Annotated in this window: 13 protein-coding genes; 1 reads left to right on the forward strand and 12 read right to left on the reverse strand. The window is 71.6% G+C overall.

Features of this window, described 5'->3' with window-relative positions; translation table 11 throughout:
• Positions 1–21 precede the first annotated feature (21 nt).
• The 10 genes from cimA to AB0A61_RS28525 all read right to left on the reverse strand — a co-directional run bounded on the left by cimA (position 22) and on the right by AB0A61_RS28525 (position 11181).
• The gene (gene cimA / locus AB0A61_RS28480) at positions 22–1626 is read right to left on the reverse strand and encodes a citramalate synthase (protein WP_361298155.1); all 1605 of its coding nucleotides are present in this window, start codon (positions 1624–1626) and stop codon (positions 22–24) included.
• Positions 1627–1909: 283 nt separating this feature from the next.
• Positions 1910–3211: an MFS transporter gene (locus AB0A61_RS28485; protein WP_361298158.1), complete on the reverse strand. Its 1302-nt coding sequence runs from the start codon at positions 3209–3211 to the stop codon at positions 1910–1912.
• Positions 3212–3295: 84 nt separating this feature from the next.
• Positions 3296–3922, reverse strand: a complete 627-nt coding sequence (locus tag AB0A61_RS28490; protein WP_361298161.1) for a TetR/AcrR family transcriptional regulator — start codon at positions 3920–3922, stop codon at positions 3296–3298.
• A gap of 20 nt (positions 3923–3942) precedes the next feature.
• Entirely contained in the window at positions 3943–4983 is a 1041-nt protein-coding gene (locus tag AB0A61_RS28495) for an agmatine deiminase family protein (protein ID WP_361298163.1), read from the reverse strand.
• Positions 4984–5003: 20 nt separating this feature from the next.
• The gene (locus AB0A61_RS28500) at positions 5004–6674 is read right to left on the reverse strand and encodes an urease subunit alpha (RefSeq protein WP_361298166.1); all 1671 of its coding nucleotides are present in this window, start codon (positions 6672–6674) and stop codon (positions 5004–5006) included.
• A complete protein-coding gene (gene ureA, locus AB0A61_RS28505) occupies positions 6671–7354 on the reverse strand; it encodes an urease subunit gamma (protein WP_361298169.1) in 684 nt (227 codons plus the stop codon). Before ureA ends, AB0A61_RS28500 begins: the two co-directional genes overlap by 4 nt.
• A 237-nt stretch (positions 7355–7591) precedes the next feature.
• Complete coding sequence (locus tag AB0A61_RS28510) at positions 7592–8680, reverse strand: branched-chain amino acid aminotransferase (protein WP_361298172.1); 1089 nt, start codon at positions 8678–8680, stop codon at positions 7592–7594.
• Positions 8681–8963: 283 nt separating this feature from the next.
• Positions 8964–10007, reverse strand: coding sequence for a 3-isopropylmalate dehydrogenase (locus AB0A61_RS28515; protein WP_361298175.1), 1044 nt, complete (start codon positions 10005–10007; stop codon positions 8964–8966).
• Positions 10008–10166: 159 nt separating this feature from the next.
• Complete coding sequence (locus tag AB0A61_RS28520) at positions 10167–10298, reverse strand: hypothetical protein (protein ID WP_327318063.1); 132 nt, start codon at positions 10296–10298, stop codon at positions 10167–10169.
• A 343-nt stretch (positions 10299–10641) separates the two neighbouring features.
• The gene (locus AB0A61_RS28525) at positions 10642–11181 is read right to left on the reverse strand and encodes a GNAT family N-acetyltransferase (protein ID WP_361298178.1); all 540 of its coding nucleotides are present in this window, start codon (positions 11179–11181) and stop codon (positions 10642–10644) included.
• Between the two features lie 112 nt (positions 11182–11293).
• Between AB0A61_RS28525 and AB0A61_RS28530 the strand changes: the two genes are divergently transcribed.
• Positions 11294–12241 (forward strand): NADP-dependent oxidoreductase, encoded by a 948-nt coding sequence (locus AB0A61_RS28530; protein WP_361298181.1) that lies wholly within the window; start codon positions 11294–11296, stop codon positions 12239–12241.
• 24 nt (positions 12242–12265) lie between these two features.
• Here AB0A61_RS28530 and AB0A61_RS28535 read toward each other — a convergent pair whose 3' ends face one another.
• Both AB0A61_RS28535 and pruA read right to left on the reverse strand, forming a co-directional pair.
• On the reverse strand, positions 12266–13129 hold the full coding sequence (locus tag AB0A61_RS28535; RefSeq protein WP_361298184.1) for an alpha/beta hydrolase: 864 nt from the start codon (positions 13127–13129) through the stop codon (positions 12266–12268).
• Between the two features lie 86 nt (positions 13130–13215).
• Positions 13216–14847 carry an L-glutamate gamma-semialdehyde dehydrogenase gene (gene pruA, locus AB0A61_RS28540; protein WP_361298187.1) on the reverse strand — a complete coding sequence of 544 codons (1632 nt, stop codon included), beginning with the start codon at positions 14845–14847 and terminating at the stop codon, positions 13216–13218.
• Positions 14848–14880: the final 33 nt, after the last annotated feature.

A 14880-nucleotide genomic window follows, 5' to 3' on the forward strand; every position in this document is an offset into this window, starting at 1 on the left:
CGAACGTTGCCTGCCGGGGCACTAGTGCGCCGGCTCCACGCCCGCCCGCAGCAGGCCGTAGGTGTAGGCGTCCTCCAGGGCCTGCCACGAGGCGGCGATCACGTTCTCGCCGACGCCCACGGTGGACCACTCGGCCCCGCCGTCCGAGGTGGAGATGAGGACGCGGGTCGTGGACTGGGTGCCGTGCTTGCCCTCCAGGATGCGGACCTTGTAGTCGACCAGGTCGAGGGCGGCCAGCTCCGGGTAGATCTTCTCCAGGGCCACCCGCAGGGCCCGGTCGAGGGCGTTGACCGGGCCTTTGCCCTCCGCGGTGGCGACGATGCGCTCGCTCTTGGCCCACAGCTTGACCGTGGCCTCGTTGGCGTGGGTGCCGTCGGGGCGGTCCTCGACGATCGCGCGCCAGGACTCCACCTCGAAGTACTTCAGCGGCTTGCCCTCGGCCTCCGCGCGCAGCAGGAGTTCGAAGCTCGCGTCCGCCGCTTCGTAGGTGTAGCCCTCGAGTTCGCGCTCCTTCACCCGCTCGACCACCCGGCCGACCAGTTCGCGGTCGCCTCCGAGGTCGATGCCGAGCTCCTTGCCCTTGAGCTCGACCGACGCCCGGCCCGCCATGTCGGAGACCAGCATGCGCATGGTGTTGCCGACCCGCTCGGGGTCGATGTGCTGGTACAGGTCCGGGTCGACCTTGATCGCGGACGCGTGCAGCCCCGCCTTGTGGGCGAAGGCCGAAACTCCCACGTACGGCTGATGCGTCGACGGCGTCAGGTTGACGACCTCGGCGATCGCGTGCGAGATGCGGGTCATCTCCCTCAGGCGGCCCTCGGGCAGCACCTGCTTGCCGTATTTCAGTTCCAGGGCCGCCACCACCGGGAACAGGTTCGCGTTGCCGACCCGCTCGCCGTAGCCGTTGGCCGTGCACTGCACGTGGGTCGCGCCCGCGTCGACCGCCGCGAGGGTGTTCGCGACCGCGCACCCCGTGTCGTCCTGGGCGTGGATGCCGATCCGGGCCCCGGTGTCCGCCAGGACCGTCGACACCACCGCCTGGACCTGGGCCGGCAGCATTCCGCCGTTCGTGTCACACAGGACGACCACGTCCGCGCCCGCCTCCGCGGCCGCCCGGACGACCGCCTTGGCGTACTCCGGATTGGCCCGGTAGCCGTCGAAGAAGTGTTCGCAGTCGACGAAGACCCGCCGGCCCTGGGAACGCAGGTGGGAGACCGTGTCCCGGACCATCTCCAGGTTCTCGTCCAGCGTGGTCCGCAGGGCCAGCTCCACGTGCCGGTCGTGGGACTTGGCGACCAGGGTGATCACCTCGGCACCGGACTCCAGAAGTGCCTTGACCTGCGGGTCGTCCGCCGCGTTCCCGCCTGCCCGGCGGGTGGCGCCGAAGGCGACCAGCCGGGCGTGCTGGAAGTCGATCTCCTGCCGGGCGCGGGCGAAGAACTCGGTGTCCCGCGGGTTGGCGCCGGGCCAGCCGCCCTCGATGAAGCCCACTCCGAAGTCGTCCAGGTGCCGAGCGATGGCCAGCTTGTCGGCGACGGTGAGGTTGATGCCCTCACGCTGGGCGCCGTCGCGCAGGGTGGTGTCGAAGACGTGGAACGAATCGTCCGGCTGGCTGGTTTCGGTCATGGTCTCAAGGCTCCTGTTTTGGATGTCGGTCGTACCGTCAATGACCGGCTCCACCGTCCCCCCAATCCTCCCTCGCGCTCCGCTTCCGGCTGCTGGTGGGCCGGAAAACGAAAAACCTCTCGCGGGTGCGAGAGGTCTGCGCGCGGGTCGAGGACGACGGTGGCCGCCCGCACTGGTCGTACGAGGCGGTCACTGCGGACCGGCGCGCCTGCTGCCCATAATCATGGCGAACGAGAGCACGGGGGAAGTTTGGCACAGTCCAGGCCCCGGTTCCCCGGCCGTCTCAGGATGTGGGCGTGAGACGAGACGCCCGAGTGGCCCCCATCCGGGTGAGGTCCAGGTCCTTCGTCTCCCGCATGGTGACGTAGACGACGAGGGAGACGGCCGCGCAGGCCGCCACGTACCAGGAGAAGCCGGACTCGGCTCCCGCGTTCTTGAACCACAGGGCGACGTACTCGGCCGTACCGCCGAAGAGCGCGTTGGCCAGGGCGTACGGCAGGGCCACGCCCAGCGCGCGGACGCCCGTCGGGAACAGCTCCGCCTTCACACAGGCGTTGATCGACGTGTAGCCGGTGACCACGACCAGCGCCGCCAGCGACAGCCCCAGGGCCGGCCAGAAGCTTCCCGCCCGCTTGAGCAGGGTCATGATCGGTACGGTCAGGAAGGTGGAGCCGACCGCGAAGGTGATCAGCAGCGGGCGGCGGCCGATCCTGTCGGACAGGCGGCCTGCGAGCGGCTGGAGGCAGGCGAAGACGGTCAGCGCGGTGAAGGAGACCAGCGTCGCGGTCTGCTTGGGCAGGCCCGCGGAGTTGGTCAGGTACTTCGTGAGGTACGTGGTGTACGTGTAGTACGCGACCGTGCCGCCCATGGTCAGGGCCATCACCAGGAGAGCCTCCCGCCTGTGCAGCCACAGCGCGCGCAGCGTGCCGCGCTCCTCACCGCCGGTCTCCTCGGCCTCGTACACCTCCGTCTCCAGCATGCTGCGGCGCAGGTAGAACACCACCGCCGCGCCGAGGGCGCCGACGACGAACGGGAAGCGCCAGCCGTAGCTGTGCAGCGCGTCGTCCGACATGGTGCGCTGCAGGACGATCTGCAGACCGAGGCCGGCGATCTGACCGGCGGTCATGGACACGTACTGGAAGCTGGAGGCGAAGCCGCGCCGACGAGGGTCGGACGCCTCGGTGAGATAGGTCGCGCTGGCCGCGTACTCGCCGCCCACCGACAGTCCCTGCAGCAGGCGGGCGACGAGCAGCACCAGCGCACCGCCGTACCCGGCGACCGCGTACGTCGGCGCGGCGGCGATGAGGATCGCGGAGGCGGACATCAGCGTCACCGTGAGGGTCAGCGCGGCCTTGCGGCCCCTGCGGTCGCCGACCCGGCCGAGCAGCCAGCCGCCGACCGGGCGCATGAAGAAGCCGACCGCGAAGATGCCCGCGGTGTTCATCAGTTGGGCCGTCGGGTTGCTCCTGGGAAAGAAGGCCCCGGCGAAGTAGGTGGCGAAACTGGCGTAGACGAACCAGTCGTACCACTCCACCATGTTGCCGGCCGAGCCGACCCAGATCCGCTTCCAGTGCTGTCGTCCCATGGGCCGAAACTGCCCCGGTGGCACGGCGGGGACACCCGGCCGCCCGGGTCGGCGCGTGCGTTCCCGCGCGATCCGGACAAGTGGTCAGGCGTCTTTCGGTCCGGCCCGTCCGAGTGACTCGTCGAGGAACTCCCGTACGTGGCCGAGAACCTGTTCCCGGTCCGTGCCGCGCAGACCGATCGCCACGTGGATGGAGAAGCCGTCGAGGAGGGCGCGCAGCCGGGCGGCGAAGCGGTCGGCGTCGACGGGGCGGAACTCGCCGCGTGAGATGCCCTCCGCGACCAGGGCGACGAGGTCGCGGTGCCAGGCGCCCTCGATCGCGGCCTGCCGGTCGCGGGCGGCCGATTCGGCGGCAACGCTCTGCGAGCGGTTCCAGACCTCCAGCCACAGCGTCCAGTGGGGGTCGCGGTGCCCGTCGGGGACGTAGAGGTCGACGTAGGCGTCGAGGCGTTCACGAGGGGGTGCGGTCCGGGTGAGCAGACGGGCGCGCTCGGCGCCGAGCCCCCGCTCGCTCCACTCCAGGGTCTGCAGCAGCAGCTCGTCCTTGGAGCGGAAGTAGTACAGCAGATGGCCGCTGCTCATGCCGACCTCGCGGCCGAGCGCCGCCATGGTGAGCTTCTCCAGACCGCGCTCGGCGATCATCTCCATGGCGGCGGCCAGGACCTCCTCGCGCGGCGGCGCGTTCTTCCGTGCCCGTGCCGCACCGGCCATCCGCGACTCCTCGTGGGTGTTCAGACCTTCGGCTGCTGCTGGGTGATGCAGTGGATGCCCCCACCACCGGAGAAGATCGTACGGGCGTCGGCCAAGGTCACCGTCCGCTCGGGGAAGAGACGGCGGAAGACGCCGGCCGCGAGTTCGTCGCGCGGGTCGTCGAAGCCGCAGAGCACGACGCCGCCGTTGCAGAGGTAGTGGTTGATGTAGGAGTAGTCGGCCCAGTGGCCGTCGGCCTCCAGGACGGTCGGGGCGGGTACCTCCACGACCTCCAGGCGGCGGCCGCGGGCGTCGGTGGCGGACCTCAGGATCCCGATGACCTCCTCGGTCACCTCGTGGTCGGGGTGGGCCGGGTCCGGCTGGTGGTGGGCGACGACGACGCCGGGGCGGGCGAACGCGGCCACGATGTCGACGTGTCCGAGGGTGCCGAAGCCGTGCGGAGGATAGTCGCCGGTCAGTCCGCGCGGCAGCCAGATCGCCTTGCGGGTGCCGAGGTGGGCGTGGATCTCCGCCTCGACCTGTTCCCGGGTCCAGTGCGGGTTGCGCTCGGGGCCGAGCTGCACGGTCTCGGTCAGCAGGACCGTGCCCTCGCCGTCGACGTGGATCGCGCCGCCCTCGTTGACCAGCTGCGAGGCGTACGTCTTCGCGCCCGCGAGGTCCGAGACGTGTGCGGCGATCTTCGCGTCGTGCTCCCAGCGGGCCCAGCCCTGGGCGCCCCAGCCGTTGAACGTCCAGTCGACGGCGGCGAGTTCGCCCCGGCCGTTGGTGAGGAAGGTGGGGCCGATGTCGCGCATCCAGGCGTCGTCCAGCTCGCGCTCGACGGTGTCGACGCCGGGTCCGAGCAGCTTCCGGGCCTCGGCCGACTGGCCGGGGCCGCAGACCACGGTGACCGGCTCGAAGCGCCGGACCGCGCGGGCCACGGACGCCCAGGCGGCGCGGGCGGCGGCGAGCTCGCCTGCGGTGTCGAAGGTGGGGTTGGGGCCGGGCCAGGCCATCCAGGTGCGCTCGTGCGGCGCCCACTCGGCGGGCATGCAAAAGCCGTCGGCGGCTGGGGTGTTCATGTCGGTGGTCCTCACGGGGCTCACAGGAAGTACAGGCGGTTGAGGGAGACCGCCTCGGCGGGCTCGGAGCGGATCGGTTCGCCGTCGAGGGTGACCAGGCCGGTGCGCTGGTCGACGTCGACCGTTCCGGTACGGGAGTTCAGGCACAGGTCGGCGGGGCCGATGCCGCGGGTGCCTCGGACGGCGACCCGGCGCCGCCGGGTGGGCATCGTGTCGTTGCCCTGGTCCAGGGCGGCCCGCGCGACGAACGCGACCGAGATGTCGGCCGGGGTGGCGCCGTGCGCGCCGAACTGCGGTCCGAGGACGAGGGGTTCGCAGGTGTCGGTGGCCGCGTTGGGGTCGCCGACCACGCCGTAGGCCGGGAAGCCCGCCTTGAGCACGAGCTGCGGCTTGGCACCGAAGTACTCCGGGCGCCACAGCACGATGTCGGCCAGCTTGCCGGCCTCGATCGAGCCGACCTCGTGCGCGAGTCCGTGCGCGAGGGCCGGGTTGATGGTCAGCTTGGCCATGTAGCGCAGGACGCGTTCGTTGTCGTGGTCCGCGGGGGCGCCGAACTCGGCCTTCATCTTCCCGGCCATCGCGAAGGTGCGGCGCACGGTCTCGCCCGCGCGGCCCATGCCCTGCGCGTCGGAGGAGGTGATGCCGATCGCGCCCAGGTCGTGCAGTACGTCCTCGGCGCCCATGGTTCCGGCGCGGATGCGGTCGCGGGCCATGGCGGCGTCGCCGGGCAGGTCGGTCTTGAGGTCGTGGACGGAGACGATCATGCCGTAGTGCTCGGCCACGGCGTCCCGGCCGAAGGGCAGGGTGGGGTTGGTGGAGGAGCCGATGACGTTGGGCACTCCGGCCATCTTCAGCACGTTCGGTACGTGACCGCCGCCGCAGCCCTCGATGTGGAAGGCGTGGATCGTACGGCCCTCCAGCACCCGGAGGGTGTCCTCGACGGACAGGCACTCGTTCAGCCCGTCGCTGTGCAGGGCGACCTGGACGTCGTGCTCCTCGGCGACGCGCAGGGCGGTGTCGAGGGCGCGGCTGTGGGCGCCCATGTCCTCGTGCACCTTGAAGCCGGACGCGCCGCCCTCGGCCAGCGCCTCGATGAGGGGGGCGTGGTGGGAGGACGAACCCCGGCCCAGGAAGCCGATGTTGACCGGCCAGGCGTCGAAGGCGTTGAACGTGTGCCGCAGCGCCCAGGGCGAGTTGACGCCGACGCCCCACACCGGCCCGAACTCCTGCCCGATGATCGTGGTCACGCCGGAGGCCAGCGAGGCCTCCATGATCCGCGGCGACAGCAGGTGGACGTGGGTGTCGACGGCCCCGGCGGTGGCGATCAGCCCCTCGCCGGACACGATCGACGTGCCGGTGCCGACGACGACGTCGACCCCGTCGAGGGTGTCGGGGTTCCCGGCCCGCCCGATCGCGCTGATACGGCCCTCGCGGATGCCGATCGACACCTTGCGGATGCCCTGGGCCGCGTCGATCACGACGACGTTGCTGATCACGACGTCGCAGGTGTCACGGACGGCGGCGGCCTTGAGGTGCAGCCCGTCGCGGGCGGTCTTGCCGAACCCGGCGAGGAACTCGTCGCCGTACTGCTGCGCGTCGGACTCGACCCGGATCACCAGCCCGGAGTCGCCGAGACGGATGCGGTCGCCGGCGCGGGGGCCGTGGGTGGCGGCGTACTCGTACGGATTCACCGCTGGACTCCCAGATATCCGCAGGCGGCGGCCCTGCGCAGGGCCTCTTCCCGCGCCCCGGGCGCGTCCAGCGGCCCGTCGACCAGCCCGGCGAAGCCGATCGCGATCCGCTCGCCCCCGATCGGCACCAGCCCGACCTCGACGCTCTCGCCGGGGCCGAAGCGGACCGACGATCCGGCCGCGACGGCCAGGCGCATCCCGTACGCCTTCTCGCGCACGAAGTCCAGGCGCGGGTTGGCCTCGAAGAAGTGGAAGTGGGAGGTGACGGAGACGGGGACGGTCGCGGTGTTGGTGACCGTGAGCCGGACGGCCGGCCTCGGGTCGGCGTGCTGCGGACCCGGCAGCAGCGCGCCCGGCCCCCGGTCGCCCAGCCCGGCCCCGGCGAGCGGGTCGCTGACCACGGCCAGCCGTGAGCCGTCGTCGAAGACGGCCTCGACGTGCACCTCGGTGACGACGTCCGCCACACCCGGCAGCACGTCGTCCGGGCCGAGCACCGTGCGGGCGCGCTCGACGGCCTCGGCGAGCCGGGCGCCGTCGCGGGCGGCCTCGCACACCGTGTCGGCGATCAGGGCGGTGGCCTCCGGCACGTTGAGCCTGAGGCCGCGTGCCCGGCGGGCCCGGGCCAGCTCGGCGGCCGAGAACAGCAGCAGCCGGTCACGTTCCGTGGGCGTCAGTCGCACGCCAGGACCCTCCTTGCCTTCCTTGTTTTAGAGCATCACTCTAAACGCGGGATTCACGCTATGGAAGGTTGGCCAGGGAACTAGGCGCACCTCACATTGAATGTCGCTCAAACAGCGTCCGCGGCCGGGACCCAGGCGTGGCGGTGGAGAACGGGCCCGGCCGCCCGCAAACGACCGGTCCCCGCACGTCTGCGGGCGACGTGCGGGGACCGGTCGGGGCGACTCGCCCACTCGCGCTCAGCCCAGGCGGTGCATCCAGCCGTGCTTGTCCTCGGTGATACCGCGCTGGATGTCGAGGAGGGCCTGGCGCAGCTTCAGCGTGACCTCGCCGGGCTCACCGCCCGACTGCTGCCACTCGGCGCCGGAGCGCTTGACGGTTCCCACGGGAGTGATGACGGCGGCGGTGCCGCAGGCGAAGACCTCCGTCAGCGTGCCGTTCTCGGAGTCGCGCTGCCACTGGTCGATGGAGACACGGGCCTCTTCGGACTCGTAGCCGAGGTCGCGGGCGACCGTCAGCAGCGAGTCACGCGTGACGCCCTCCAGGATCGAGCCGCTCAGGCTCGGGGTGACGATCTTGTTGCCGTAGACGAAGTAGAGGTTCATGCCGCCGAGCTCCTCGACCCACCGGTGCTCCACGGCGTCGAGGTAGCAGACCTGGTCGCAGCCCTTGGCGGCGGCCTCGGCCTGGGCGAGCAGGGAGGCCGCGTAGTTGCCGCCCGTCTTCGCGTCGCCCATGCCGCCCGGGACGGCGCGGACGCGGTCCTCGGACGCCCAGATGGAGACGGGCTTGACGCCGCCCGGGAAGTAGGCGCCGGCCGGGGAGGCGATGACCAGGAAGAGGTACTCGTTGGCGGGCTTGACGCCCAGCCCGACCTCGGTGGCGATCATGAACGGACGCAGGTAGAGGGACTCCTCGCCACCGTGGGCCGGCACCCACGCCTTGTCCTGCTGGACGAGGGCGTCACAGGCCTCGATGAACGTCTCGACGGGCAGCTCGGGCATGGCCAGGCGGCGGGAGGAGGCCTGGAAGCGCTGGGCGTTCTTCTCGGGACGGAAGGTGGCGACCGAGCCGTCGGGCTGGCGGTAGGCCTTCAGGCCCTCGAAGATCTCCTGGGCGTAGTGCAGGACATGGGTGGCCGGGTCGAGAGAGATCGGCGCGTACGGGACGAGCTGACCGTCGTGCCAGCCCCGGCCCTCCGTCCACCTGATCGTCACCATGTGATCGGTGAAGTGGCGGCCGAAGCCGGGGTTGGCCAGGATCGCCTCCCGCTCGGCGTCGGAGAGCGGGTTGGCCGAAGGCTTGAGCTCGATCGTGGGCGTCGTCATCAGTGGTTTGTCCTTCACCGGTTGTCGTGACGGGCCGCGCTCACGCCCGTACGGCCAGTGGCCGGTGCTAGGACGTCCGGACATTCCCTCATACCGCGGCTCCGTGTCCGATTATCGCGCGGGGCCGGCAGTGGAAGAAAACGGCGTGAATGCGGTCCAGGGGTTGATGGTGGCACCCGGCGCCGCATACGGAAAGCCGCCGGGTGCGGAATGCGACCCGACGGCTTCGAATGGGGGTCCCCTGCCCGCTTGGGGCCGGAGGAGTTTCGAGTGGCGCGGCGGGTCAGCCGGCTACTCGTACGCGGAGCGCGTCACCGATTTCGGCGGTGCTGCGCGCGGGCAGCGCGGCGCGCTCCGCGAGGTCGGCGGAGACGGCGTCCTCGATCCGGGTCGCCTCGGCGTCGTAGCCGAGGTGGCGCAGCAGCAGGGCGACGGACAGGACCGTGGCGGTGGGGTCGGCCTTGCCCTGGCCGGCGATGTCCGGGGCCGAGCCGTGGACCGGCTCGAACATGGACGGGAACTCGCCGCCGGGGTTGATGTTGCCGGAGGCGGCGACGCCGATGCCGCCGGAGACGGCCGCGGCGAGGTCGGTGATGATGTCGCCGAAGAGGTTGTCGGTGACGATGACGTCGAAGCGCTCGGGCTGGGTGACGAGGTAGATCGTCGCCGCGTCGACGTGGATGTACTCGGTGGTGACCTCGGGGTACTCCGCGGCCACCTGGTTGAAGATGTTCGTCCACAGGTGACCCGCGAAGGTCAGCACGTTGTTCTTGTGGACCAGCGTGAGCTTCTTGCGCGGGCGGGCCTGGGCGCGGGCGAAGGCGTCCCGGACCACGCGCTCGACACCGAAGGCCGTGTTCACGGAGACCTCGGTGGCGACCTCGTGCGGGGTGCCCTTGCGGATGGTGCCGCCGTTGCCGGTGTACGGGCCCTCGGTGCCCTCGCGGACGACGACGAAGTCGATCCGCGGGTCGCCCGCGAGCGGGGTCGCGACGCCCGGCAGCAGCTTCGACGGGCGCAGGTTGACGTGGTGGTCGAAGGCGAAGCGGAGCTTGAGCAGGAAGCCGCGCTCCAGGACGCCGGAGGGCACCGACGGGTCGCCGATCGCGCCGAGCAGGATGGCGTCGTGCTGCCTGAGCTGCTCCAGGTCGGCGTCGGTGAGGGTCTCACCGGTGGCGTGGTAGCGCCGGGCGCCGAAGTCGTAGTCCTTGGTCTCCAGCTTCACGTCCTGCGGAAGGACGGCGGTCAGGACCTTCAGGCCCTCGGCCACGACCTCCTGGCCGATGCCGTCACCGGGGATCACTGCGAGATTGATGCTGCGAGACATGTCGGCACCCTACTCCTCATCCCATGGGATGACACACGCCGTCCGCGATACGGACACCTGGACGGCGGACGGCGTCACCTCGTCGGCCTGCGTCCACCCAGGGTCCGAGCGGGTGTTGGAGCATGGCAGGAGCTTCGCCGGAGCGCGCCGACGTGCGGCTCAGTGCCCCGTCTCGCCGCCGTTGTCGCGGCGGTCGAGAGCGCGCTGGAGGGCGGCCGCGGCGTTCTTGCGGTCGGACTCGCTCATACGGGAGACGTGACGGACTCGGCGGCGGACGGTCGTCTCGGCCATGGGGAATCGACTCCTTCGAGGAACGGGAGTGCGGAAGGGGGTTACGAGACGCCGGAGGGCGGGGAGCGGTGCCGCAGGGGTGACCTGCGCGGGGCCCGGCTCACGACCGCCATTCGCTGGATCGAGCGAGACGTTCGGCTTCTACAAAGCTAAGCGAGGAGCGGGCGTCTGTCTCCACAATTACTCGGACTTCCTACTATCTGAGACGGCGCGTCGGCCCACCCGGCCCGGACCTGCGGTTTCGCCGTCCGTGGGGCAGGGGGCCCGCAGCTCCCGGACCGGCGTCCGGGTGATCGCCGCACCCGCCCGCCGCCGGCCTTCGACGCCGGCGCCGGACAGGACGTCAAAGGACGTCGCCGTCACGCCAGTCGAAGGTCAGCTCCTGTGCGGGGTCGAGGGGGCCGGCGAGCGCCGGACGCACGTAGGTGCTGCCCTCCTCGTCCGGCAGGTGGACGACTCCGTCCGGGGACAGGGCGCAGATCCTGCCGGTCCACGGCCGCCAGCCGCGGGCGCCGTACAGACGGGCGCCGTCGTCACTGGCGGACAGCGCACCGAGGTCGTAGGCACGGTCGACGATCCGCTCCAGGGCACCCATGACCCGGCTGCCCAGACCGGTACGGCGCACATCGGGCCGTACGCCGACGCCCTCGACGTACCCGACCCGCAGCCAGCGCCCGCGGTGCCGCAGCCGGCGCATGACGACCGAGCCGTGGGCGGCGAGTCCCGCGTCGTCGTGGACCAGGGCGTGCATGCCGCCGAGGCCGTGCTCGAAGTCCGCGTCGTCGAAGTCGCCGTCGAAGGCGGCGTCCAGGAGGGCGCGGACGGCTCGCAGGTCGGCGGGCGTGAGATCGGCGGTGTGGGCGGTACGGAGGCGGTTGGTCACCGCCTCAGTATCGGGCTCCGGCGCCGCACCGCCGGCTGGCACCGGGCAGACGGCGAGCGCAGGATGGGAAGGACCGTTCCCCGGGGGAGGCGGCGCTCGGGAGGGAGACCCGATGACGACGGCACATCCGCGCACCCAGGTGATCACCCAGCACCGGTTCGGCGGTCCGGAGGTCCTCCAGGTCGAGGAGCGGCCGCGGCCCGAACCCGCCGGGGAGGAGATTCTGCTGCGGGTGCGGGCGGCGGGCGTCAACCCGGTGGACCGGCTGGTGCGTTCGGGCGCGCTGCCGCTGTACGGAAAGCCGCCGTTCACGCTGGGGCGCGACGTGTCCGGCGTGGTGGAGGCGGTCGGCGCGCACGTGACCGGCCTCCGGCCCGGCGACGAGGTGTTCGCCCAGCTCGACGGGGGCGGCTACGCCACCCACGTCACCGCCCCCGCCGCGCACTTCGCCGTCCGGCCCGCCGCGCTGGACCACGTCCACGCGGCCGCCGCGCCGACGGCCGCGCTCACCGCCTGGCGGGCGCTGCTCGACCTCGCGCACGTGGCGCCCGGTACCCGCGTGCTGATCCACGCGGCGGCCGGTGGCGTCGGGCACGCGGCGGTGCAGCTGGCCAAGGCGGAGGGCGCCCACGTCGTGGGCACCGCCCGCGCCGACCGGCACGCCTTCCTGCGCGGCCTGGGTGCCGACGAGGTGATCGACTACACCACCACGGACTTCGCCACCGCCGTGCACGACGTGGACGTCGCCCTGGACCTGGTCGGGGGCGACTACGGTCCCCGCACGCTCAACACGCTGCGCCCCAACGGCCTGCTGATCTGCGCGGTCCCCGGCAACCCGGGCCTGGCACCGGAGGACGTGGAGGCGCGCGGAATGCGCTTCGCGGTCGTCGAGACCCACCCGTCGGGCGAGCGTCTCGCCAAGATCGGCGTCCTGCTCACCGACGGCCGGCTGCGCATCCACGTCGAGGCGGCACTCCCGTTCACGGAGGTGGCCCGGGCCCATGAGCTGATCGACACCGGGCACACCAAGGGCAAGGTGGTCCTGGTGATGCCCGAGTGACGTTTCGGCCGGGCAACTCGACCGTCACAGCGCCGACGCCACCGCCGCACGGAAACCCGTCGGGTCCTCGGCCCACGGCATGTGCCCGGCCCCCGGCAGCACCACACGGCGCACCCGGGGCAGGGCCCGCTCCAGGGAGTCGACGGCGGTGCGCGGGCGGATGTCGCGGTCACCGTCGATGATCAGGACGGGAGGGCCGAGGGCCCGGCAGGCCTCGGTCAGGGCGGGCGTGCCCAAGGTACGTGTCCGGTCCTCGTCGAGGGCGCGGGCGCACTCGGTGTTGATCGGGAACCATGGCTCGGCCATCCGCCCGGCCTGCTCCAGGGCCCGGCTCCGGTCCTCGAATTCGGCCGACCACTGCAGGACCGCCCGTTCCCGGTCCTCGCGCTCGGTGCGGTCCGGCCGCTCGGTCAACTCCTGCCACCGTACGAGGCGTTCGGGCACCTCGCCGAGCCGGGCGAGGAGGTTGTCCACGAACGGCGGGCGCCAGTCGGTGTCCGGGCCGATGCCCGCGCCCGAGACGTACACCAGGGCGCTCACCCGCTCCGGATGCGCCGGCGCGTAGCTCAACGCCGGCTGCGCACCCCAGGAGTGACCGAGCAGCGCCATCCGGTCGAGCCCGAAGTGCCTTCGTACGGCGTCCAGATCGGCGACGAACCGCTCGCTCGTCCAGGGCCCCGGGCAGCGCTGCGACCGCCCGCAGCCCCGCTGGTCCCAGCGGACGACCGGCGTGACGTCCGCCAGCAGCTCCGCCAGGTCCGCGAACATGTCCCACAGACCCGGCCCGCCGTGGCACAGGACCAGCGGCGCACCGCCCGCGCCGAGACGGGCCGCCCACAGGCGAGCGCCGTCATCCGTCCGTACCGTCTCGCTCTGCGTCCACGTCATGGGCGGAGTCTGCCGCAAGGACATGGCAGCGGGCCGGGAGGCCTGCTCGGGGGTCAGGCTTCCCGGCCCGGTTCGGGGAGGGCTGGTCAGCCCATGTGCGGGTACGTGTAGTCGGTCGGCGGGACCAGCGTCTCCTTGATGGCGCGGGTCAGGGTCCAGCGCAGCAGGTTCTGCGGGGCGCCGGCCTTGTCGTTGGTGCCGGAGGCGCGGCCGCCGCCGAAGGGCTGCTGGCCGACCACGGCGCCGGTCGACTTGTCGTTGATGTAGAAGTTGCCGGCCGCGTAGCGCAGCTTCTCCATCGTGTACGCCGCGGCGGCACGGTCGTTGGCGATCACCGAGCCCGTCAGCGCGTAGTCCGACACCGACTCCATCTGGGTCAGCATCTCGTCGTACTGGTCGTCCTCGTAGACGTGCACGGCGAGGATCGGACCGAAGTACTCGGTGCGGAACACCTCGTTCTCCGGGTCGGTGCACTCGATGACGGTCGGACGGACGAAGTAGCCCACCGAGTCGTCGTAGCTGCCGCCCGCGACGATCGTGCAGGCCGGGTCCGCCTTGGCCCGGTCGATCGCGGCCTTGTTCTTGGCGAACGAGCGCTCGTCGATGACCGCGCCGACGAAGTTCGACAGGTCGGTGACGTCACCCATGGTCAGGTAGTCCACCTCGGCCGCGAACTCCTCCTTGAAGCCGGAGTTCCAGATCGAGGCCGGGATGTACGCCCGGGAGGTGGCGGAGCACTTCTGGCCCTGGTACTCGAAGGCGCCGCGGGTCAGGGCGGTCTTCAGCACCGCACGGTCGGCCGACGGGTGCGCCACCAGGAAGTCCTTGCCGCCGGTCTCGCCGACCAGGCGCGGGTAGGAGCGGTACTTCTCGATGTTGTTGCCGACCGTCTTCCACAGGTACTGGAAGGTCCTGGTCGAACCGGTGAAGTGGATGCCCGCGAGGTCACGGTGCTCCAGGGCGACCTTGGAGACCTCGATGCCGTCGCCGGTCAGCAGGTTGATGACGCCCTTGGGCAGGCCCGCCTCCTCCAGCAGCCGCATGAGCAGCACCGCGGCGTGGGTCTGGGTCGGGGACGGCTTCCAGATCACGACGTTGCCCATCAGCGCGGGCGCGGTCGGCAGGTTGGCCGCGATCGCCGAGAAGTTGAACGGCGTGATCGCGTAGACGAAGCCCTCCAGCGGGCGGTGGTCGAGGCGGTTCCACACACCCGGGGAGTTGGCCGGCGGCTGCTCGGCCAGGATCTGACGGGCGTAGTGGACGTTGAAGCGCCAGAAGTCGACCAGCTCGCACGGGCTGTCGATCTCCGCCTGCTGGGCCGTCTTCGACTGGCCGAGCATGGTGGAGGCCGCGATGGTCTCGCGCCAGGGACCGGCCAGCAGCTCGGCGGCGCGCAGGATGATCGCCGCGCGGTCGTCGAAGGACATCGCGCGCCAGGCCGGCGCGGCGGCCAGGGCGGCGTCGATGGCGTCCTGCGCGTCCTGCTGGGTGGCGTTGCGGTAGGCGCCGAGGACGGCCTTGTGGTTGTGCGGCTGGACGACCTCGAAGGACTCGCCGCCGCCCATGCGCTTCTCGCCGCCGATGGTGCAGGGCAGGTCGATCGGGTTCTCGGCCAGCTCCTTGAGCTTGGCCTCCAGACGGGCGCGCTCGGGCGAGCCGGGGGCGTAGCCGTGCACCGGCTCGTTGACGGGGGTGGGGACCTGGGTCACAGCGTCCATGGGTTCCGTAACTCCTTGACTTGAGCGGTGTTG

The sequence above is a fragment of the Streptomyces sp. NPDC046197 genome (assembly GCF_040646295.1).
Lineage (GTDB): Bacteria > Actinomycetota > Actinomycetes > Streptomycetales > Streptomycetaceae > Streptomyces.